At 39.3% G+C, this 20,735-nt stretch carries 24 protein-coding genes and 1 pseudogene; 4 read left to right on the top strand and 21 right to left on the bottom strand.

Features of this window, described 5'->3' with window-relative positions:
* Positions 1 to 94 precede the first annotated feature (94 nt).
* Both FTU75_RS00485 and FTU75_RS00480 read left to right on the top strand, forming a co-directional pair.
* Positions 95 to 703 (top strand): DUF805 domain-containing protein, encoded by a 609-nt coding sequence (locus FTU75_RS00485; RefSeq protein WP_180078221.1) that lies wholly within the window; start codon positions 95 to 97, stop codon positions 701 to 703.
* A 64-nt stretch (positions 704 to 767) separates the two neighbouring features.
* Complete coding sequence (locus FTU75_RS00480; RefSeq protein WP_180004738.1) at positions 768 to 1,367, top strand: DUF805 domain-containing protein; 600 nt, start codon at positions 768 to 770, stop codon at positions 1,365 to 1,367.
* 40 nt (positions 1,368 to 1,407) lie between these two features.
* Here FTU75_RS00480 and FTU75_RS18295 read toward each other — a convergent pair whose 3' ends face one another.
* The gene (locus tag FTU75_RS18295) at positions 1,408 to 1,821 is read right to left on the bottom strand and encodes a TM2 domain-containing protein (RefSeq protein WP_228144741.1); all 414 of its coding nucleotides are present in this window, start codon (positions 1,819 to 1,821) and stop codon (positions 1,408 to 1,410) included.
* Positions 1,822 to 1,914: 93 nt separating this feature from the next.
* Positions 1,915 to 3,084 (bottom strand): low temperature requirement protein A, encoded by a 1,170-nt coding sequence (locus FTU75_RS00470; RefSeq protein WP_180114699.1) that lies wholly within the window; start codon positions 3,082 to 3,084, stop codon positions 1,915 to 1,917.
* Positions 3,085 to 3,383: 299 nt separating this feature from the next.
* Between FTU75_RS00470 and FTU75_RS00465 the strand changes: the two genes are divergently transcribed.
* The gene (locus FTU75_RS00465) at positions 3,384 to 3,833 is read left to right on the top strand and encodes a hypothetical protein (protein WP_180114697.1); all 450 of its coding nucleotides are present in this window, start codon (positions 3,384 to 3,386) and stop codon (positions 3,831 to 3,833) included.
* 28 nt (positions 3,834 to 3,861) lie between these two features.
* On the opposite strand, the gene FTU75_RS00460 is transcribed toward FTU75_RS00465, so the two are convergent.
* Positions 3,862 to 4,533 (bottom strand): HAD-IA family hydrolase, encoded by a 672-nt coding sequence (locus tag FTU75_RS00460; RefSeq protein ID WP_180094442.1) that lies wholly within the window; start codon positions 4,531 to 4,533, stop codon positions 3,862 to 3,864.
* Positions 4,534 to 4,631: 98 nt separating this feature from the next.
* Here FTU75_RS00460 and FTU75_RS00455 point away from each other — a divergent pair, with 98 nt between their 5' ends.
* A complete protein-coding gene (locus FTU75_RS00455; protein ID WP_078192312.1) occupies positions 4,632 to 5,399 on the top strand; it encodes a hydroxymethylpyrimidine/phosphomethylpyrimidine kinase in 768 nt (255 codons plus the stop codon).
* A 79-nt stretch (positions 5,400 to 5,478) separates the two neighbouring features.
* Here FTU75_RS00455 and FTU75_RS00450 read toward each other — a convergent pair whose 3' ends face one another.
* From FTU75_RS00450 to FTU75_RS00365, 18 genes and pseudogenes are all read right to left on the bottom strand, one after another.
* Positions 5,479 to 6,531, bottom strand: coding sequence for a DUF1176 domain-containing protein (locus tag FTU75_RS00450; protein WP_180114695.1), 1,053 nt, complete (start codon positions 6,529 to 6,531; stop codon positions 5,479 to 5,481).
* A gap of 90 nt (positions 6,532 to 6,621) precedes the next feature.
* The gene (locus FTU75_RS00445) at positions 6,622 to 9,057 is read right to left on the bottom strand and encodes an AI-2E family transporter (protein WP_257223668.1); all 2,436 of its coding nucleotides are present in this window, start codon (positions 9,055 to 9,057) and stop codon (positions 6,622 to 6,624) included.
* Between the two features lie 137 nt (positions 9,058 to 9,194).
* Positions 9,195 to 9,641, bottom strand: coding sequence for a nuclear transport factor 2 family protein (locus FTU75_RS00440; RefSeq protein ID WP_218948040.1), 447 nt, complete (start codon positions 9,639 to 9,641; stop codon positions 9,195 to 9,197).
* A gap of 25 nt (positions 9,642 to 9,666) precedes the next feature.
* Positions 9,667 to 10,350, bottom strand: coding sequence for a DUF2939 domain-containing protein (locus FTU75_RS00435; RefSeq protein ID WP_180114693.1), 684 nt, complete (start codon positions 10,348 to 10,350; stop codon positions 9,667 to 9,669).
* Between the two features lie 238 nt (positions 10,351 to 10,588).
* Positions 10,589 to 10,873, bottom strand: a pseudogene (locus FTU75_RS00430) (YegP family protein).
* 270 nt (positions 10,874 to 11,143) lie between these two features.
* Positions 11,144 to 11,506, bottom strand: a complete 363-nt coding sequence (locus tag FTU75_RS00425; RefSeq protein WP_111884824.1) for a 5-carboxymethyl-2-hydroxymuconate Delta-isomerase — start codon at positions 11,504 to 11,506, stop codon at positions 11,144 to 11,146.
* A 162-nt stretch (positions 11,507 to 11,668) separates the two neighbouring features.
* Positions 11,669 to 12,010 carry a zinc ribbon domain-containing protein YjdM gene (locus FTU75_RS00420; protein WP_180083522.1) on the bottom strand — a complete coding sequence of 114 codons (342 nt, stop codon included), beginning with the start codon at positions 12,008 to 12,010 and terminating at the stop codon, positions 11,669 to 11,671.
* A 157-nt stretch (positions 12,011 to 12,167) separates the two neighbouring features.
* On the bottom strand, positions 12,168 to 12,536 hold the full coding sequence (locus tag FTU75_RS00415) for a DUF488 domain-containing protein (protein WP_180114690.1): 369 nt from the start codon (positions 12,534 to 12,536) through the stop codon (positions 12,168 to 12,170).
* Between the two features lie 45 nt (positions 12,537 to 12,581).
* Positions 12,582 to 13,028, bottom strand: a complete 447-nt coding sequence (locus FTU75_RS00410; protein ID WP_180114688.1) for an SRPBCC family protein — start codon at positions 13,026 to 13,028, stop codon at positions 12,582 to 12,584.
* A gap of 330 nt (positions 13,029 to 13,358) precedes the next feature.
* On the bottom strand, positions 13,359 to 13,745 hold the full coding sequence (locus FTU75_RS00405) for a ribonuclease E inhibitor RraB (RefSeq protein ID WP_111884820.1): 387 nt from the start codon (positions 13,743 to 13,745) through the stop codon (positions 13,359 to 13,361).
* A 133-nt stretch (positions 13,746 to 13,878) separates the two neighbouring features.
* Entirely contained in the window at positions 13,879 to 14,814 is a 936-nt protein-coding gene (locus tag FTU75_RS00400) for a hypothetical protein (RefSeq protein WP_180113812.1), read from the bottom strand.
* Positions 14,815 to 15,311: 497 nt separating this feature from the next.
* The gene (locus FTU75_RS00395; RefSeq protein ID WP_078191125.1) at positions 15,312 to 15,977 is read right to left on the bottom strand and encodes a pseudouridine synthase; all 666 of its coding nucleotides are present in this window, start codon (positions 15,975 to 15,977) and stop codon (positions 15,312 to 15,314) included.
* A gap of 85 nt (positions 15,978 to 16,062) precedes the next feature.
* Positions 16,063 to 16,521, bottom strand: a complete 459-nt coding sequence (locus tag FTU75_RS00390) for a GIY-YIG nuclease family protein (RefSeq protein ID WP_180078229.1) — start codon at positions 16,519 to 16,521, stop codon at positions 16,063 to 16,065.
* 1,821 nt (positions 16,522 to 18,342) lie between these two features.
* On the bottom strand, positions 18,343 to 18,600 hold the full coding sequence (locus tag FTU75_RS00385) for a hypothetical protein (RefSeq protein WP_180114686.1): 258 nt from the start codon (positions 18,598 to 18,600) through the stop codon (positions 18,343 to 18,345).
* Between the two features lie 105 nt (positions 18,601 to 18,705).
* Complete coding sequence (locus tag FTU75_RS00380; protein ID WP_078192324.1) at positions 18,706 to 18,915, bottom strand: hypothetical protein; 210 nt, start codon at positions 18,913 to 18,915, stop codon at positions 18,706 to 18,708.
* Between the two features lie 217 nt (positions 18,916 to 19,132).
* Positions 19,133 to 19,624, bottom strand: a complete 492-nt coding sequence (locus FTU75_RS00375; protein WP_078192325.1) for a DUF2569 domain-containing protein — start codon at positions 19,622 to 19,624, stop codon at positions 19,133 to 19,135.
* Positions 19,625 to 19,771: 147 nt separating this feature from the next.
* A complete protein-coding gene (locus FTU75_RS00370) occupies positions 19,772 to 20,347 on the bottom strand; it encodes a DUF4126 domain-containing protein (RefSeq protein WP_180078233.1) in 576 nt (191 codons plus the stop codon).
* Positions 20,348 to 20,474: 127 nt separating this feature from the next.
* A complete protein-coding gene (locus FTU75_RS00365) occupies positions 20,475 to 20,690 on the bottom strand; it encodes a hypothetical protein (protein WP_111884814.1) in 216 nt (71 codons plus the stop codon).
* Between the last annotated feature and the right edge of the window lie 45 nt (positions 20,691 to 20,735).

The following is a 20,735-nucleotide window of genomic DNA, read 5'->3' as shown; positions in this document are numbered from 1 at the left end:
AAATCTATGCATTTAATTTAATTCATATTCTGCTAATATAAAACGGTATAAAAATACATCAATTAATAAAAATCACATAATAAAAGAGGACAGAATGAAAGGTCAGATATTAGATTATTCAGTACAAACTAATTCAGGCATCATCAGTGGAGATGATCAAAACCGTTATGAGTTTACAGGTGCAGAATGGCGTGGCCAAAATACACCTAAACGCGGCGATCATGTAGATTTCGATATCAGTCCAGAAGGTCAAGCTGTTCAAGTATTCAATGCACTTGGCAGCAGCAATCATATTCAACAAATTTCACAGCAACTCGATAAAATTTCAAACCAAGACCAAGCTGAATCACAATTCAACATGATTGATTGGTTTGTCAAATGTCTAAAAAATTATGCCAACTTTACTGGACGTGCACGCCGTAAAGAATATTGGTATTTTGTATTGGTCTATCTTATCGCAATGATTATTACTCTGATTGTCGATTCAGTGCTTAGGACCAAAGGAATATTCACTGGTATTTTCATCTTAGCAATGGTTATTCCGTCCCTTTCTGTTGCAGTACGTCGTTTACATGATATTAATAAATCCGGTTGGTATTGGTTAATACAAATGATTCCACTCGTTGGACCGATTTTAGTCCTAATTTGGCTTGCAACGGAAACTAAACCTGAAGTAAACCAATGGGGACAACCTGCAAAATAAATAAAAAATCGTGGCTACTATTTATGTAGCCACCCTATCAACAGCACATTAACTCAGGAAAAATATGAAAGGACAAATACTAGATTTTTCGATTCAAACTAATACTGGGGTGATTAGTGCTGAAGATGGAAAACACTATCAATTTGCTGGTCATGAATGGCGAGGTCAAAGACCACCTACACGTGGAGAACAGGTTGATTTTGCTTTGGATGAAAGTGGGCAAGCGATTCAAGTCTATATTGCATTACGCCAACAAAGTTTTTCCACCAATACGCGAACAAACTACAGTGAAGAAGAGGAAAACTATGACTTTTTCGCGTGGTCATTCAAACCACTGAAAAAGTTTGCTGAATTTGAAGGACGTGCTCGACGTAAAGAGTTCTGGTTCTTTTGGCTATTTTGTATATTGGTCATTATACTTGCCTCTGTTTGCGATTTCGTTATTGGCAGTGAACCTTGGCTAGAAAATATTACTAATATCGTTTTACTCATTCCTAGCTTAGCTGTTGGCGCACGTCGACTACATGACACAGGACGTTCAGGTTGGTGGCAACTTTTAATGCTCACAATCATTGGGATCATCCCACTGATTATCTGGTGGGCTACAGACACCAAAGCCGAGAACAACCAATGGGGTCAACCCGCTAGAGATCTGCAACAATAAAATAAGGCGCACAATGCGCCTTATCTTTTAACACAAAAATTTAGCCATATTTACGTGCAAAATCTTCATCTGAAGTGCATAGATAAATAATAAATTCAATAAAAGCAACAATGGATGGAATAAAGGTCCAACAGAATAGTAGATACACAATCCCCCATCCAATACGACCCAAATAGAATTTATGGATACCAAATCCACCAAGGAAGAATGCTAAGAGTGCAGCAACAATTCGACTCTTTTGACCGTATTGCGTGCCTAAAGCATTCGGCACAGCGACTAAGTAAATATCGGTTGCGTAACCCATTCCACTTGTCTCAAAATCAACAAATTGTCCACGAGCAGGAACAGTTTGTCCTTTCCAATCGCTTCCAGAAAATTGATAACGATTCTGATCATCTCCGCTGATGATGCCTGTATTATTTTGAACAGAAAAATCTAGTATTTGCCCTTTCATATAATCCTCTATGTTTTATCTTTATTTGATGATTCTTGGACGTTATTTTCATCAGCAATATAACGAATTATTGATGAATATCATATCATTAACTTATCTTGCCAAATAGCATTTTGTAAACATCAATCTCAATGCATATACCACAGCCATCGCAAATATCGCATAACCTGCAGGAGTAATAAACAACGGAATACACAAAACAATCACCACGGTTAAAGGATATAAAAGTTTTCTAAAACCACTTTGATGATGCAATTCATGGAGTAAATATAAACTTGTCGTATAAATCACGAGGCTGATCGCTACAAAGTAGCTTTCTTTTTCAGAACTAATCAGTGCCTCATGCGAAACCACATCGACTGCGGCAGCTAAACCTGCACCAATCGCCGCGATACTAATAAAGACAAAGAAATGTCCATACCCCCAAGTAAATGCCATTTTGCGGCTATTTAAACGCTCTGCAATACTGGTATCAAAATAAGACCACCACATGGTGAACATCATCATCAGGCCGCCTACCATCAAAAAGATCAGTTCAGTACTAAAACGCTGATTTGTTAATGCATCGGTTATGGCAATCGAGCATCCAACAATAGATTCGCCTAAAACGATAATGGTGAGCAGTGAATATCGCTCTGCAATATGATGCGCATGCCACGGTGTACGGCTTGCAGCCTCTGCAAAAACTGGCACAGACAGTTCAGCAATTGCGAGCAAAATGAAAAGATAAACGGTGAAATGCAGCGGTGAAAAATGAAAGAGCAGCCACCCGACTTGTACCAGTATGATGCCAAAAGCATAACGTAATGCAGTTTTCCGACGGGACAGATCATGCTTTGCAACGCGAAACCACTGCGTAACTAAGCCTAGACGCATAATGGCATAACCAATCACAATTACGTCAAAATCCTGCTTTTGAAATGCGCTTGGAATACCTGCAGCAATGACCAAAGAACCAATAATCTGTACAAAAGTTAAGATTCGATAGAGCGCATCATCATTATCATATGCCGAGGCAAACCAACTAAAGTTCATCCACGCCCACCACAAAGCAAAAAACACCATGCCATACAGCGTTAAACCCTGAGCCAAATGATTTTCAACAATGGCATGATGCAGTTGCTGCCCTGCGGTTGCGATCGCGACAACAAAGATCAAGTCAAAAAGCAATTCTAAAGAGGTCGCGACACGATGATGCTCATGTGGATCACGTGGGTGCAAAGGTTTGAGCCACTGACTAGGGAATAAAAATGATTTGGACATAGCATTCAGCTTTATTATTTTCTGTCTGAATTTTTTCAAAAGCCTGAAATAGTTACAAGGTCGATTACATAAATCAGATGAGATACAGTTTTCTAGAAAAGGGATAATGGCTTTAAAAACCTACTTAAGCGTTAGATATTTCAATTATGGAAGTAAAAATTCAAAGTGACAAAACTGCGAAAGACGTTTTAAGATAAAAACTCGATAGATCAATGTGTTTTTTATATCTCAGCTATATTTTTCTCTAAATTTTAATGACATACTGCTAGTAATTAAAAAAATAATGAAACCGAAAAGTGATGTTAAAAGAAAAATTAGCGTCTTTTCCTGACGCTGTTTGGGTACAGATCCATTATGATCAAATGCAAATTTTAACGCGTGATCATCAAATTGTAGCTGAACAAAACTGCCCTCTGGCGTTTATAGAACGCGGAAGTTTTGTCCGAAACTATCATGTTGCAGAACAGTGCTTCAACCAACTCATACAACAGATCCACTTCAAGTGGTATGAGTTTGGACAGCCGGTTATTTTTATTCAGTTAAAAGAACGCTTAAGTGAAGAAGTCAGCGCACTCGAGCTACGAGCCATTCAAGAAATGGCACTAAGCGCAAATGCACATTTTGTATTTGTTTACGACAAACATGGTATGGCACTCGAAGCAGAAACCATCAAAAATGATGAGTCACCTTTGCTCAAATGGTTTTTCTGTGGGCTGATCTTGCTCATTTTGCTGATTATCTTTAAATAATCAGCATCATTCATTAGGTTCGGTGCAACTACGACACTTTCTGCTGCTGCAATTGCTCAATACTCGAAATCAAATCGTTAAAACGATCAATCACCAGAGCCGGTGCAGCCGTTTGAATTTCTTCTGCACTACCATAACCATAGCTCACAGCAATACTCGGCACTGCATTACGGCGTGCACCTAAAATATCGTATTCACGGTCTCCCACCATCACACATTCCTTCGCATCCAACTGTTCTTGCTGCAAAATGTATTCAATTAAATCGCCTTTGTTGGTGCGCTCACCGTTCAGTTCACTGCCATAGATCACAGTAAAATATTGTGCCAAATCAAAATGTTCTAAAATTTGGCGGGCATAGACCGTCGGCTTTGCTGTAGCAACATACAAGCGAAAACCTTGCTGTTGTAAAGTTGCTAGAGTGTCGGCAACCGCAGGATACACTTTATTTTCAAATAAGCCGGTCACTGCAAAGCGCTCGCGATAACCAAGTAAAGCCTGATCTGCAAGTACATTATGCACATCGACATTGAGGATTTTGGCCAAAGAGGCTTTCAAAGGTGGTCCAATGATCCAATCGATATTGGTCTCATCCGAAATGGGATGTCCAATTTTCGCCAGTCCATAGCGTGCTGAAGTGGTAATGCCAACTTTTGGATCTGTTAATGTTCCATCGAGATCGATCAATATATTCTTAATCACAGCTTTTACCTTATCCATTCACTTCTGCAAAAATACTATCGAGTGTTCGCTCAAAGTTGCCTATACTATCGTAAATTTTGTGTAATAAGGACATCATTGTGCGCCCTACTGTACTGTGCTTTTCAGGTCTTGACCCTTCAGGTGGTGCAGGACTGCAAGCGGACATTGAAGCCATTGGTCAAAGTGGTGCACATGCTGCCATTGCGTGTACAGCATTAACCGTTCAAAACTCACAACAAGTGTATTCGTTTGAAGCAACCTCTCGTGAGTTATTGTTGGCTCAAGCACATGCTGTCGTCGGTGACCTCCCTATTCGCTGTGTAAAATCAGGAATGCTAGGAACGACAGAAAATATCGCGGCTCTCGCTGAGTTTTTACGTGAACATCCCGAATATCATTATGTTCTCGACCCCGTTTTAGTTGCCAATAGTGGTGGTTCTTTGGGCGATCAAGCAACTTTGGTCAAAGCCTTTGCGGAATTGATTCCGCTTGCCACTGTGCTTACACCTAATACCGTAGAATTACGCGCACTCACAGGTGAAGACGACATATCTAAAGCTACAGCAAAACTTTTTGCGATGGGCGCTCAAGCGGTATTAGTAAAAGGTGGCCATGAAAATACGCCAGACTATATCCAAAACTCGTTGTACATTCAGGGTGAATTAGTTTCTGAAACCCGTTGTCCACGACTAGATGGGGAATATCACGGCTCAGGCTGCTCATTGGCGAGTTTTATAGCTGGGCGTTTAGCCTTAGGTGATGAGCTCAAAGCGGCTGTTCATCATGCCGAAACATGGCTATTTGGTGTGTTGAAAATCGCTGAATCACCGGTTGTGGGCGGACAAAAAATTCCAAAACGTTTTTAGTATTGTTGGTTATTCATGTTAAGCCGATAAAAACTACTTTATATGATTTAAAAGCCCTGTATATCAGGGCTTTTTGTAATTAAGAGTCGAGTTGAACCCAATATACTAAGGTTGGAATTTCCCATGCACCTCCAGCAAATCCTTTGCACTGTGTGGTTTTTGCCATATAAGTTTGGATAAAGCGCTGACCGTTCCACGACCATTCCCCTTTACTTTGACAATCGCCAATGCCTCGTCCACGTTGGTTGGAGAAAATTTGTCCTTCACTAAACCCACTTCCAGAAAAGGTCACGGATTGTTTGATTTGCTTTAAGTTACGATCCATCAGCCAATAGCCATTACCACTGTTATATGCCCCACGCCAACATGGCACTTCGACCAAGGCATTTTTTCCATTGATTGGAAACACCACGACTCGATCATCCTCTAAGAAATTTGCATCAAAGAGTTGAGGACAATCTTCTACTGTCGTTTTTTTCTTTATCAATCCAAATAATTGTTTGGCTGTGGGCGCATTGACGGCATACCGCGTTTGTAAGCCCTTACTGTAATTTTGAATATTCACTTTTGGAATACTTTTCGGTTTGAGTACATTGGCCGAACTGCTATTGGCTTTACGTAATAATGCAGAATTTGTCCCTATGCGCTTTTGAAAATCATCCATACGGAGCAAAACCGCACTAGCACCCTGCACGGACAATAACCATGTTTTGTTGTTGCCTTTCCACACAATCGGTTGATTGGCTTGCAAAGCTTGAATCAGTTTTTGAGTTTGAGCTGCACTTAACTGACCTTCCGCAGTTTTGGCATCAAGCTGCACAGTTCCCTGATTTTTACCTAAAATATAAAGTTGAAGTGGTTGATTTGCCGCACTTAAGGTTTCAGGATCGAGTTTCACTCGTGCGCTGACTTGCGCTTGTGCGCCCGCAGCACGTTGTAATAACACAGAAACAGCGGGTTGATTGCCTTCCGCTTGATAACCTGCAACGCGACATGTCCCCGTATTATCACAAGCGATTTCCCAATCCTTATGTGAAAAATAATTTCCTTGAATTTGAGCAAAACTCACACTACAACCCAATGCAGCAACGTAGCCCAATAGAAGTTGCCAGATGACATTATTTTTGTTCATGTCTTTGGCTCAAAATAATTATATTAGAACCATCTTAAAATGCTTTTCACTGAAACTCCAATTTAAATGGATCTGCTACATGATTTAAATTTATAGAGATGAATCATTCAGTTGCTGTATCTCTTCACATTTTTTTCGCTTCACATTTTCATCACTGAGCGTATTCATCAAATCTGCCGCTAGGCCTTTTAAAAGACTCATATCATCATCGGTCATTTGATTCGGCTGCCGATCTAAAACACAGAAACTTCCCAATGCCACCCCATTACGGTCTCTGAGTGCAACGCCTGCATAAAAGCGAATGCGGTTATGCATCAATTCAGGTAAATGCGCAAAGCGTGGGTCACGTTGTAAGTCTTCAATAATCAAGCGTTCATTTTGATATACCAAATGGCTGCAGATTGAGTCTTGTTTCGACTGGCGCACCTGCATCGGTTGCTCGGTAGCCTTAGCCAAAGGGCTACCTGGAGTATAGACCCAGTCTTGCTTGACCCAAGAAATTTGTGCATATTTCACATCGAAGGCTTGTCGGGCTTCTTCAATATATTGTTCAAAGATCGGTAAATTCCGCTCATCCAAAACATTCAGTTCTTCTAATGCTTTTAAGCGCTGCGCTTCAACACTAGGATCAGGCTCATCCAACCAAGATTCACCCTGCTTCAATTGAAAAGCTTCAATGGTTAATAACAAGTCATTCATATTATTGACCACGGCATCGACGGTGAAATTTTCTTTGATTGCATCTAATTGCTTTACTTCATCACAGCTCCAGAGTGCAAAAATCAGTTTTTTATCCGGAAACTGTGCCTTAAAAACATGGCTTAGTAGGCGAATTTGAGCTTCGGGTGCCGTATGGAAAATCGAAATACAGACGATCTGAATATCTGCTTGGATATAATCTATACTTTGATGCTGATTTTGTATCAGTACGTCGCTAAATGCCTGTGCCGGAATACCGCTTAAGCTTAGGCCATGCGCCAACATAGCCGATACTTGAACATCTATTTCCCAACGTGCGCCGATACATAAAACCTCAGTTTTCTGATCCTGCTGTGCCACTGGATATGCCCGTTGAAAACTATGATTAAACAGTTTTAATCCCTGATGTAAACGTAGTCGATGTTCAGCACTGGCCTCGGTGTTGTGGCCTCTCGAAAAAATCCGTATGGCTGGAATCGCGACTTTGGCATAAAACGCATTAACCCGACGTGCCTTGATTTCATCCGTCGCATCCTTCGGTAACTTTTCAGCAATAAAAGTCTGTGCGACATCCACGGCATCTTGCACATCATCAGCGACTAATCTCTGATAGAAGCGCTCATGCGGTGCCAATGCAGGCGTACTACCGATCAGGGTTTTAATAAAACCTAAGGATGGTACATAGCTCGAAAGCACCAATAAACATGCGGTTAAAGGCGTCGATAAAATCAAACCAATCGGCCCCCACACCGCCGTCCAAAACATGGCGGCAATAATAATGGCTAAGGTTGAAAGTCCGGTACTTTCCCCATATAACCAAGGCTCAATAATATTATTACTGACCAATTCCAAGAGCAAAATTAAACCCACTGTCCATAGCACCATATTCCATGTGGGATCTACCGCAAAAGCCAATGCAATGGGGAAAATCGCAGAAATCATTGGGCCGACATAGGGAACAAAGCGCATCACTATCGCCACCATTCCCCACATAATTGCTGCCGGCACCCCAATAAACCAAAGTCCCAAGGCCATCGGAATACCGTAGGTCACATTGACCATCAGCTGCATACGTAAATATTTACCGATACGATTGGCCGCTTCATCGAGTGCGTCTGTTCCGATATTTAAATTGCCGCCCAGCAGCTTAAGGAAACGGTCATGCAAATCTTTCCGATTGACCAAAATCAGAATCACAAACAAAAATACAATACCCGCTGTTGCCAAAGGATTGAGCACCCGCTCGCTCCAAGCCATGACCGCTTCAGCCGTGGTTTGTTGTTGCCCCACTACTTCAACTTGCTGAACTTTAGGATTTTTCTCTTCAGGCACCACATCATCTATTGAGTTTTCAACAGTATCTATGGTGGTTTTTGCGCCATCCCAAACACTTGGACCGCGTGCAAATTGACGAATAGAATCCATTTTCTTTTGAATCGTACCGTGATATTGCGGTAACTCTTGGCTTAATTGCCCCAGTTGATAACCCAAATAAGAGGCCGCGCCGGACAAAATCGCCAAAGCCAAACCGACCACAATAAATATCGATGGCATCTGTGGTAGTCCCCAACCTCGGAGTTTCATCACCAAAGGGTCAACTAAAAAAGCCAATAAGATTGCGAGTGCCAATGGAATAAAAATATCTTTACCAAGATATAAGGCTGCAATCAGCAAACTGCAGATGATGAATCCTGCCGTGATTCGAATCACTTTATGTAAATCTGCGGGAGGCATTTGCTTCGAGGCGTTCAGGTCTTGTAAGCCTTGCTTTTGACCTGATGGTGATGATTCAAAATCTTGCGCTAATTTATTATTTTTATGATCCATTTTCTTATCCTGAACGATGGTCATTATTTTTTAATTTAGGCTGAAGTTTTAGAACTGCATACGCATTTCATGTAATGATTTGCAAAGAAAAAAACAGAGCGACATGGCTCTGTTTTCATACTGTGTTTTGAGATGAATTAAAAGATAATTACTTTACTTTGATGAGTCACAATATCCACTGGAACAGAAATATGTTGATGAACGATCTTCCATAGAGACTGCGTTTTTTTCATCCCAATGGTGTTACGACACCACGAGATCCCTGGCGTTGGTATCCCACTCTTATCATCAATTTTGGAATAACAGTGCAGAAAGGCAATATCAGGTTCTGCATGGATGACCAGTTCCCGCCTAAACACCTTTAAACCTTCACGAAAATACTCTCTATAAAATTCCCACATTTTTTGATATGCCATTAAGCCGCGCATTTCACAACTGGCATCAAAAAAGTTCACATCTGCTGCGCAGGATTCAGCAATATTTTCAATTTTCAATTGGCAGATGACCTCATCCCAATTGGCTAAAAATTGCAGAATTTCGTCAGCGGCCTGTTGGTCACCGACTATTTTGATTTTATCTTGCATCTCTGGCACCTATTTCTTTTATTTTTTATGAAGCATTGTTCTGGAAAGCGTTTGGAAGTTGAATTTCAACGATCTTCCAGCTCCAACCTCGGCGTTGCATCCTAAATACGGTATATGTTGCTTCGCTAAGGCCTTGGAGCGGCACATACAGATCAAATCGATTCCAAGCACTATAGCTTGCTTTGGGTTTAAGTGACTGGCTTTGTTTTAAAGCGACAGTAGTTGGAGTTGCATCCTTTTTGGATGATGTTGATGTATGAGGTTGTTCTGCGACCTTATTTTCAGCATGAGTGAATAGTTCAATCCCTGAGCTAATCATGCTCGGATTGGTTAGTTGGGTTATTTCTGGTAATTGGATCGACTCTTTTAATGCTTTGCCTTGTAAAAGCAGCATGATACTGTTTGGATTGACCAGACTGTCGACCAGCGTTGCACTGAGGACTGTGCTGAGCTGCCCACCCCACGACTGAGCGAATTCGGGTAAATGCTGTAGCCCAGTTTTCTGTTGAATGAGGTCTTTAACTTGTGGTTTTAGACTCGATTTGACTGCCGCAAAATCGATATATTGAGCAATTTTTTCAGGTTGATTGTGCTCATAGGCTTGACGTATTTGGTACAGCACCCAATACGGAGACGCAATCATCCAACCCACGACGATGATCAAGATCGCAATGAGCCCATAATACAAAATATGATTCTGCTTATTCATCGTTCACCACTCTAGCCAGTGAAGTTGTGGTACTTCCTTGTACCGTTAAATAAGCCTGATCTAGATTGAATAGCATCCAACCTAACAGCGCTTATCTGAGAACCATATAGCTTTTGATCTTGTGATTTTGACGAGCCTTCAGGTTTGTTCATCTCGCTTTGGCTGTCTTAATCAGGTTGTTTCAAATTTAAGCTGTTAATTCTCTAATTTGGGTATTCGCACCATGGGTTTTAACTGACTAAATGCCTTTATCGCGCGATTGCTCACTGGCATAAAATTGGCTGATCCCAATAACATGATGGTTTGCCGCTTTCAGATTGAAATATGGTTTACCATTATTAACATTCAGTCGTTCAAAGCGACTATCATCTGCACTGTTGTTTTGTACAGACTCAATCCCGTTTTGTGATGATGCTTACACTTTATATAATTCACTCGTTAAAATGATTTCACCGTTCCATGCTTTTAATAGAAAACGAAACTGCTGATCATTAGAATGAGTGATCTGGTACCATTCCGACATATGTTACCCCATCATTTTCATTTTTTATCTATTATTCGATCAGGATTTATTATTGGAAATTGAACCTGATCTACAAAATATAAATGAACCCAGTCACATTTTTCAATGTCTTTTTTGATCAGAGTAAAGGCTTAAAATTTAATCACTAAGAAAATGATTTTTAATAAATAATTCCAATCAAAAAAACCGACCGAAGTCGGATTTCATCATTCTTTCATCATGATGTATTTGTGAATAGATATGCTTTACTCAACGCATTGAAAAAAGGCCTTAAGGACTGAGGATCTGCTTTGAATACGTCGCTTTATTCATTTCTAATATTTCCACACAAAGTTGCACTTCTATTGCTGAAGCTGTGACATGTTGTTTCAACACGTCCAATAACAACAATGAAATTTGCTTTTGCACTTCGACCGTTCTACCCGTCAATAATGAAACTTTGGCATGCATATACGCATGTTGAGCATGTTCATCCAAACCCACAACAAACTCTTCCTGAGCGACAGCGCGGCTTTTAATATCATTGATAGCACTAACATGACCCGATTCAAATAAGGCAGTGTTTAGCGCTTTAAGTAAAGGACGAGCCTCAAGCTCAAGGTTATTGGAATATTCCAAATGAATATGCGGCATAGTAAAGACTTTTCAAACCCGTAATGCGTCTATTATGCAGGCTGAAAAATAAAATCTATAGCGGATTAGTTATCTATTTCATGTTTAAGTAGACATCCTAAGCCAAGTGTTGACTTCGCTTAGGATGATTGAAGATTGCTTTAAAGCGAACAATAACGAAACTTAAACTTTTTTCACGTATTCAGATTTGAGTTTCATTGCTCCGATACCATCAATTTTACAGTCAATGTCATGGCCATCTGTTGCATCAGCTAAAAGACGGATATTTTTAACTTTTGTGCCCACTTTCACCACTGAGGATGAGCCTTTAATTTTAAGGTCTTTCACCACAGTAACCGTGTCACCATCGATCAATACATTGCCATTGGCATCTTTAATCACTATCTGTTCATCTGCAGCACTTTCGCCTTCACGCCATTCATGTGAACATTCAGGACAAATCAGTAAATCGCCATCATTGTAGGTATATTCAGAATTACATTGGGGACAATTGGGTAAAGACATAAAAGACCTCAAAAAAAGATGGACGCAAAAATCCATAAAAACTTAATATAACATTTTTATGTATTTCATAAACTTAAAAACCATAAATTTCGTATGGTTTAATCACCTTGTGAAGGTCGTAAATTTCACAACGCTACAGCACTTGAAGGTTTAAATTTTAGATCTCTAATGAGGTATTTAATATTAACGCTTTTAAGATATGCGCATGATTTTTATCCGTATGTTTGGCCGCCGTGAGTAATGTCAGAGGCTCCTCTTTTTCCCATGCGCGCAGTTGTTCTAACTCGGTTTGATGTGGCTGTATTTCTTGTAAATAGCGCTGTTTAAACTCGTCCCATCGAGAAGCCATTGCCTCATCTTGATGATACCAACGACGTAAATCTGTCGATGGCGTCAATGCCTTCGGCCACAAATCTAGCTCTGCGCTCACTTTACTGATACCACGCGGCCACAAGCGATCGACCAATATGCGTTTACCGTCATCTGGGCTTATCTCATCATAAATACGTTTAATCTGTACAGTCATTAAGCCCTCCTTCGCCTATTTGCAGTTTTTCGATCATTCGTCAGATTATTCATCCGGAATCGCTGGATTCACTAAAAAAGCCAGTAACTGTAAAGACTCCTGCCAACCCAAATAACAGGCATCAGGTGGAATAACGCTCGGCAACCCTGCCTGTACAATCGTCACTTCGGTTCCTACTGATACCGCTTTAAACTCAACAGTGACCTCGATTTCACCGGCCAACTCTGGCATATCAAATTGATCTGTATAGTGCAGTAAATGATTGGGCACGACTTCATGATAATCACCATGGAAAGCGTGTGTGGTTCCCGTTGAAAAATTTTGAAACGACATGCGGTACGAGCCACCTACACGCACATCCGAATGCTCAACATGGGCCGTAAATCCATTCGGTGCCATCCATTTAACCAAAGCATCTGGCTCCACAAAGGCACGATAAACGCGCTCTACAGGCGCACTAAAAACACGATGTAATCGAACAGTATTGCTCATGATGATGTCCTTTTGTCATTGTTTTCACTGAATCATCCACATGCATTCACCCTCGCTTTATCGTCCATTTTTATCACACTGAAACGTTCTAAATGAAACAGCTTTGAGACGTGCGAGAAAGGTCATTGCTGTTCAATACTATAGCGAATCCTACAGATTGATCCCATCACTTTAACGCAATGCAGTGTTATGTTTTGTGAGCTGCACTCATATTTATTTTAATTAAAAATATTTAAAAATCAAAATTTTACACAATTTTTATAAAATTTAAATAATAAAAAACCCAGTTGAATCACTGGGTTCTTGTTGCTAAAGATGCAATAGTGAGACTTAGCTCAATTGTGCTTCATCTTCATCCAGATCATCATCTTCATAGATATAAGCCATACAACCCCAGCCGTCATATTCGCCCGAATGTTGTTCCGCAATTTTAATAAACCACTGCTCTAAATCAACGATATCTTCATAATCAGGCTCCATATAAACATAGACCGTGATAATCCATTCCACGCGATCTGATTCTTCATCTTGGAACAAGGAAATTTTTTGCTCTTCTTTCAATAAATACAATGCACACTGTTCAGCCTGCGCTTCGTTGGAAAAGGCAATTGAATATTCGATTTCGTGCGGCACAGATAAATCATCACCATCTTGCTGCATCTGCCACAGCACATTGCCATTATCATCATCTGGAAATTGTTTAAAATCACGAGTCATTGTACTTTCCCTTATCGTTTATGAATTTTATTCTGTTGACTTAGATTAACGGATAATTGTTGCAATTTGAATTAGCTAAATCTCTTTAATCAGAAATAGAACGCCGAAGTGATCTTTCTTATAACAATTCAAATTAAACCACAACATCCATGTGGGCCTGAGTTTCTTTGAGATGTAAAACCAAAGCTGCCATTTTCAATTCTTCTAAGCGTAATTGTAGATAACTGTCGAGTACCCGTGCCTGACTAAAATGTACACCATGCGCATTGAGCAAGGTGAAATCATCCGCCAAAGCCTGCAATAACTCACCTAAGTTTTTGGTATTTAATTGGGCTAAATACAAATCAGCACGACTATTAAACACCAATGTAAATAATTGCATCGCAGCCAAACGACGTTCTTCATCAACATAATTACATTTTGCAGTCGATTGCTGCTCCATTGCATCAATCATTTTGCAACGTACCGCAGTCAAATTTTGCTTTGCCGCAGATTCATTCATGCCATCCATCAGCTGATCTAAAATACTCTGTAAAGGTAAAAAGAATGCTGACTGATAGCCCCGTATTTTGTTGTCCAAAGCACGGTTAATGTTTTCCAAATGCTGCTGATCCAGCGCTTGGCTATACAAACCCTTTAACTCGGCACGGGCTTGTTCCTGTATTTGTGATTTAGCTCTTTCTTGATATTTGCTCAAATACTGACGTACTTGTTCAATCTGTGCGCGAATATCATTCAACATGATATCGGCATTGGCTTTGGTGACTTCCACCAAACCATCAGCCTGTAAAGTTCGATACTCAACATATTGTTCAATATCCACAATATGTTGATATTTCGCTACTTTATCGACTTGGATTTTTAGCCCACTATTTTGAATACGTAATTGGCTGATTTCATAATTCAATTCATCTTGCTGAGACTCTGTTTCAGCCAGTTTTAGCCGCGTACGGTCGAAGTTTTCCTGCAGTGAACGTAGGGTTTTATCATTTTTCAATTTGCGGTTATAAACAAAAAGGAGAGCCACAATTAATAGGATGATAAGGACGATTAAAGCAATATTGATCATTTGCTAATCCTCAAAATAAGCTTCAATAATTTAAGTTTATCCCCCAAAACAAACCTAAGTTACAAAAGTTAAAATCTATAATTCATTTCATATTAGCAGAACAAATGCAAAAAACCGTATTTATCTGACCAAATACACACTTGCACACAATTCAACTAAAATACTGTTTTAAATCAATTTAATAAAAAATTTTCATATTAAAAAATAATCAATCAATATTCTTTAGAAAATATAATAAAACTTTAGAAATGGTATTTATTTACTAAAAGATACAAAGAAACTTAATATTAATCTTTGTAAATATTTCACACACTTTATAGAGATATTTAAATTATTTATATATCCCCAGAATTGGGGATATGTTGTACATCATTATTCATTTTTAAAGCAGAAAAATCTATTTAAGGCTGTAATTATTCTTAGCTTGCTAAGCTGCCTAAAAATTTCAATTCAATACAGCAGATTTTATGAACAGTGAGCATTCACATGAATATGCTTTAAAATTCTGCTGCACAATGAATATGAACAGCTTGTTGGGTTAAGGGCTGGGTAAATGCCAGATCGCAAGCATGTAACGCCATCCGTCCGAGTGAGCTTTGCTTTGCATTCGGGTGATACAGTTGATCCCCTGTAATGGGGTGCCCAATATGCATCATGTGTACACGTAGCTGATGAGAACGCCCTGTCACTGGCGTTAATAATACTCGGCTAATGTCTTTGCTTGCGTCATAGCTAATGGCTTGATACAAGGTTTTTGAGGGTTTTCCCAATTCAAAATGCACCATCTGTCGTGGGCGATTTTCCCAGTCCGTAATGAGGGGCACTTCAACACTGCCCTCACCTTCAAGTTTGCCCTGAACCAAAGCCACATATTGCTTTTGAACCGTTCGCGCTTGGAACATTTTACTCACCGCCACTTCTGCATCGCGGTGTTTCGCAAACATCAAAATGCCTGATGTTGCCATGTCTAAACGATGGGTAATTTTTGCAGCAGGATACTGCTCCAAAACACGAAGATAGGCACTGTCATGATGCTCAGGCAAACGTCCCGGAACCGACAGCAATTCCGCCGGTTTTTCGATGACAACCAAGTCTGCATCTTCATACAAAATACGTAGAGGACCTTGAGGCGGCGCATAGACAAAGTTGGGATCTAAAGGCATGGATAGACTGTGTACTGAGAGAATGTCGGCAAAATAACAACTGACTAATTCGCTGTCAATCGACTTTAACCGATCAGGTCTAACCCTAACGATTATTGCTCCCCAATTTACCAAAGGCTGGTGCTAATGAATGAGACAAATCATCCTCCAGTAACTGTAAGATGCTTGCACTTGTGGTTAAAGGATACTGATGTAGTGTGATGCGATATTTGCCCTGAAACCACTGTGACAAATGCAAGGCATAAGTTTGTTTAGGCCCAAGACCTAGATGTTGTTTTAAACGGTTCTTTATACCTGTCCGTGATGATCCAACATACAGAATGTGATTGGGTTGATTTAACTTGGCACAGGCATGGGTTTTCAATGCCTTAAATGCAGCATAGTCCTGATATGTCTGCTGTATATCGCCACCAACCTGCTCTATCACATAAATATAATGTGCGTGTAGAGCAAGATCATCAAAACTTGAAAACTCAAATATACGCTCAGCTTTAGTCTGCTGTGCCTGCAGACAATCCTGTATCAATTGATTCAGATAACCCATATCAAAATTATTTAAAATTTAGATAGTTAAGCATAACAACTTTGTGAAAAAGGACAATCCGAAGCTTAGATTAAGTTTGAGTTGTTCTGCGTGATATTCATTACATCAGCAATGATCAAAGTTTGTCTGGAATGAATGCGAAGTTTGGAATTTTGAAAAAGATGGAAGGATTTATTATTCGATTTAATTCTTAAAAATTTTTTAGGGTGTAAGAGAAAACAGTATTGTTTACTTCAACTATCATCACTTTGTAAGTCATGATCTTATAGCCTATAAACTTCTGGTTTATAGCGTCCTAAGCTGAATCGAGACCTTTTGGGTGAGTACTGTACACGTGTTTTGCACCACTGACAGCATGCTACTCTTTTCAATCTCTATCACACCCTTGAGATATATAGTAGTGGTATCGATGAGGGATTGTTTCCCTGAAAATTACTATTTTTGACTTATTTTAAAAATATTTTTCACATTTAAAGATATATTGAAAATATTTTCTTCTTGTATCATGTTTTAGCATTTTTTCCATCTGATAAATGACTTTTCCCGAGAATTTTCGCCATAGTTTATCACTCAAACCATCGGGATCATTTGAATTCTAGACAGGACTTTTAACCAATGAGAACTTGTATTGAGATGAGTTCTCCAACTGGATTAAGAGTCAATAATGCATACCGCAGCGAGATTTGAAAATTGAGGTGTGCTTGAAAAAAGTAGCAAAAAGTACAGAGGCTATTCAATGCGATGAAAATGTGATGAAAATGAAATTCCTTCAGATTTAACACTTGGCTTAGGACTATTTTTACGGGAGATGCCTGATGATCTTTAAGCTTATGGTGATTAAACTGGTGTGGTTTGTTTTATGCGGATTAAAGGAGTAATGATTCATTATTCTTTTTTATTTTGGCTTAAATTTTTGGGGTGGTATAAGAGAAAACAATATTGTTTACTTCAACTATCATCACTTTGTAAGTCATGATCTTATAGCCTATAAACTTCTGGTTTATAGCGTCCTAAGCTGAATCGAGACCTTTTGGGTGAGTACTGTACACGTGTTTTGCACCACTGACAGCATGCTACTCTTTTCAATCTCTATCACACCCTTGAGATATACTTTAACCAAAGAGGATCGGGATTAATTTCCTAAGTTTTTCTAATTTTCTGCAAATTCAGCAAATTTTTTCAGCCATTTTAGGTTTAGCAGGATATTTTATCTTTTCAGCTCATTTCAGCGTTTTTTATCTGCAGATTTGCCCAATTATAAGAAAATTTTCTTTTACAACAGACAAAACGTCCAAACACAGCGTCAAATTTAAAAATATATCGCCGCTGAACATTCATCCCTTCATTTGAATTATCTACATTGATTATGACTCACAAAACACCGCTCAGTGAGTAACTAATGATCTAGATCTATCTTTGTTCTACTTATTGAACTGATGTTACGCAGTAACATCAGAAGCGCAATTTGCTTCAAATAAATGAACGATACGTGCTAACGTCATACGCAAGTGTTTGAGACAGAGCTACTTTTAATCAAAAATGTTTTTGCGATACTGTGAATAATTTGACGGTAATGAGCGAGTTTTGCGGTGAGGAGTATTGCTCCGCAAGATGGTTTCCTTGCGAAGCTTCGCTTCTCATTTTGCCGAATGAGAAACAATGTTTCGTAAGAGTACCTCCAGCCGAAGGCTAATCCCTTTATTCAATCCCTAAATATAAGATGCCGTCGAATAGAATTAAAAATCATTTTAAAAATGCAAAACTACTTTTAAGTGTGTAACATCAGCTATTTAATGGATGATCTATTCAACGCATTATTGGTCATTGAGCTAAATAGCTTTGTACCCACTGTGCGCTAAACCACCAACCACTATATGCCGTCATACCACAGAGTAAATTGGCCAAAATTTTATTCATTCGGCTGAGGTCTGATGCATATATTTTGAGATTGATCAGATATGCAATCACGGCATATACCAGTCCAATCGCACCACCAATGATAATCAGGATCAAAGGCCATGCTGCATAGGCATGCGCCTCTGCTGGATATTTTGTAGAACGGATGGTTCCTGTGTTCATGCTGCATATCCTATAAATAACGCGATTACCTGTTTTAGTTAGCAATTTCTGCGCCATTTTTCTTGGATATACAGCATTATTTCAAAGTTAATGCATGTTGAATTTCTAGCTTTGACTACAGCATTTATCGCAACCAACAACTTTTTCTGTTGGCCAGCTCATTCGTGCACGCTTATAAGCGAGTTCGAAATTGGCAAAATAACCAATCAATATTTGCTGGTCAAACTGCGGCATGTCTACGCATCCTTGCGTACCATTGTGAATTAAATGTGAGCCATTCATTAAGGCATTTTCATCGACTATAAATTTAATCATCTACCATTCCCCCTCATTATTTTTTATAAAATTCAAAGATTAATAAATCCATATAAAAATTATGTAATTTATAATCACATACTAAAATTATGCCTTTATTGTTCAAAAATCAATCGGTATTTAAAGATTTTTTTAGCCGTCTCGTGGATAACTTAAACGCAGAATGATGTGCTCTTTTAGGACAGATAGTGAAATTGCTCGATAGTATTTTTTTCGCTTAAGCCGAGTGCTTGGAATGTTGAGTAAAGGTATTTTTCACTCGAACTGACATCAACAAATACGGCGTCCAAATCAGACAACCCATAGTACTCGTCGCTAACTGCATGATGGTCTCTGTATCAAATGCATTTTTATCAGTGAATAGCACACTCAAAATGGCACTATCACATAACTGTACCAATAAAAAACTTGCCATAAACGCAATATAGAATGTTGGAAAGTAAAGATGCTTACTAAAAAATAAGTAGACAGCACAAACTGAAAGTAAGAAAAATACAATATTTAAGATGCTTTCTATATAGAGTAAATACATCAGAGTTGGATAATAAAGTTCCGATTTTTGATCACTTATTTGACTTAACGCCTCATTTTGAAAAAGTTGATATAGGCTATAAATATCAAATGAAAGCAATAGTAGTGATAGGACAATTTTTATCCCCAACACAATAAGCCACCCGCCCAAACCTTTTAAATTCCTCTGATTGTTCATTTTTTTGTATCACTTCTTATAATTTTAATAATCTTTATCAAACGCTGAAAAACTCAGTTTCGGATTTTTATTTCTATATTTATTAAACATAACGCAGATCACTCACTCTAAAAGATGGATTCATTTTAGATTGGAATATTGACTGGTTTATAAAGGGGTATCGACCTGTACAGCTCGTTTTTGGCGTATGCGGCGAACCAACCAGATCACGATTGCAATCACTAAGATCACCACAAAAAATGGGACTAAAAAGGCCAATACTGACAAGACCGCCGCGCCAATCCATTCCCCTGTAGATAAGATCGGATTTGCAACGCCACCTGTGGTTGCGGTAGATACGCCACGCGCAGCGACGGTACTCATTTGCACTGCTGTTGCTGTACCACCACCCACGATAATTGCAGCAGCCCAACTGGCAAACTGTGACATTTCACCTGAGCTTACTGCCATTGTAGCAATGGTCCCTGCAATCATGGCTGCAGGTGTTGAAATGGTGTCGAGGGCATTGTCTACCCAAGGAATATAGTACGCAGCGATTTCACAAACCGTCGCAATTGCTAAGCCAATACAAACTGCAGGCATAGACAACCATTCGAATCCTTTCATCGGTTCGAATAGTCCTAAAATGGAAGCAACACTCATCACCAATAACGGTACAAAGACACGGAAGCCACAGGCAGCACTTAAGCCAATACCAATACACAGTCCTAATATTGTTTCCATGGGCTTCTCCGAATGGTCAAACGTACAATTTGTTTTTATATATGCTGTGTTATACGTTAGCAAAAAGCCCTATCGAGTGATAGGGCTTTTCTTTCTAAACAGCGGATAACTGTTAGTGTTTTGCAGCTTAGGCATTCTTATTGTTAAATTGATTGCCTTGGCATTTGGTACACGGTGGTAAACGATCAGTACCAATTTCTAAGTAAACGCGGTGTCCGCATTGAACACAAAAATAGAAGCCTGTTCCGGGTTTTTGACCAGCAGTAACCATTTTTGTTCTCCATGTGTTTTTAGAAATGGTAGATTCAGTATAACCCTCTTGTGATGAATGTCTATTGGTCATTTCGACAATTGATAATGGCATTTAGGCAAAGCATAATTTCGTGTG

Source organism: Acinetobacter sp. YH12140 (genome assembly GCF_013418475.1).
Classification (GTDB): Bacteria; Pseudomonadota; Gammaproteobacteria; order Pseudomonadales; family Moraxellaceae; genus Acinetobacter; species Acinetobacter amyesii.
The sequence above is the reverse complement of the archived record's forward strand: the minus strand, read 5'-3'. Positions and strand labels throughout refer to the sequence as shown.

Coding starts and splice junctions, on each gene's coding strand:
- FTU75_RS00395 (WP_078191125.1), bottom strand. CDS start 15,977: ATGCCTTTAGATCCCAACTTTGTCTATGCGCCGCCTCAAGGTCCTCTA.
- FTU75_RS00470 (WP_180114699.1), bottom strand. CDS start 3,084: ATGTCCAAATCATTTTTATTCCCTAGTCAGTGGCTCAAACCTTTGCAC.
- FTU75_RS00465 (WP_180114697.1), top strand. CDS start 3,384: ATGTTAAAAGAAAAATTAGCGTCTTTTCCTGACGCTGTTTGGGTACAG.
- FTU75_RS00405 (WP_111884820.1), bottom strand. CDS start 13,745: ATGACTCGTGATTTTAAACAATTTCCAGATGATGATAATGGCAATGTG.
- FTU75_RS00420 (WP_180083522.1), bottom strand. CDS start 12,010: ATGTCTTTACCCAATTGTCCCCAATGTAATTCTGAATATACCTACAAT.
- FTU75_RS00390 (WP_180078229.1), bottom strand. CDS start 16,521: ATGGGTTATCTGAATCAATTGATACAGGATTGTCTGCAGGCACAGCAG.
- FTU75_RS00410 (WP_180114688.1), bottom strand. CDS start 13,028: ATGAGCAATACTGTTCGATTACATCGTGTTTTTAGTGCGCCTGTAGAG.
- FTU75_RS00445 (WP_257223668.1), bottom strand. CDS start 9,057: ATGGATCATAAAAATAATAAATTAGCGCAAGATTTTGAATCATCACCA.
- FTU75_RS00370 (WP_180078233.1), bottom strand. CDS start 20,347: ATGGAAACAATATTAGGACTGTGTATTGGTATTGGCTTAAGTGCTGCC.
- FTU75_RS18295 (WP_228144741.1), bottom strand. CDS start 1,821: ATGAAAGGGCAAATACTAGATTTTTCTGTTCAAAATAATACAGGCATC.
- FTU75_RS00440 (WP_218948040.1), bottom strand. CDS start 9,641: ATGCAAGATAAAATCAAAATAGTCGGTGACCAACAGGCCGCTGACGAA.
- FTU75_RS00435 (WP_180114693.1), bottom strand. CDS start 10,350: ATGAATAAGCAGAATCATATTTTGTATTATGGGCTCATTGCGATCTTG.
- FTU75_RS00375 (WP_078192325.1), bottom strand. CDS start 19,624: ATGAACAATCAGAGGAATTTAAAAGGTTTGGGCGGGTGGCTTATTGTG.
- FTU75_RS00425 (WP_111884824.1), bottom strand. CDS start 11,506: ATGCCGCATATTCATTTGGAATATTCCAATAACCTTGAGCTTGAGGCT.
- FTU75_RS00385 (WP_180114686.1), bottom strand. CDS start 18,600: ATGAACACAGGAACCATCCGTTCTACAAAATATCCAGCAGAGGCGCAT.
- FTU75_RS00400 (WP_180113812.1), bottom strand. CDS start 14,814: ATGATCAATATTGCTTTAATCGTCCTTATCATCCTATTAATTGTGGCT.
- FTU75_RS00380 (WP_078192324.1), bottom strand. CDS start 18,915: ATGATTAAATTTATAGTCGATGAAAATGCCTTAATGAATGGCTCACAT.
- FTU75_RS00415 (WP_180114690.1), bottom strand. CDS start 12,536: ATGACTGTACAGATTAAACGTATTTATGATGAGATAAGCCCAGATGAC.
- FTU75_RS00450 (WP_180114695.1), bottom strand. CDS start 6,531: ATGAACAAAAATAATGTCATCTGGCAACTTCTATTGGGCTACGTTGCT.
- FTU75_RS00480 (WP_180004738.1), top strand. CDS start 768: ATGAAAGGACAAATACTAGATTTTTCGATTCAAACTAATACTGGGGTG.
- FTU75_RS00485 (WP_180078221.1), top strand. CDS start 95: ATGAAAGGTCAGATATTAGATTATTCAGTACAAACTAATTCAGGCATC.
- FTU75_RS00365 (WP_111884814.1), bottom strand. CDS start 20,690: ATGACCAATAGACATTCATCACAAGAGGGTTATACTGAATCTACCATT.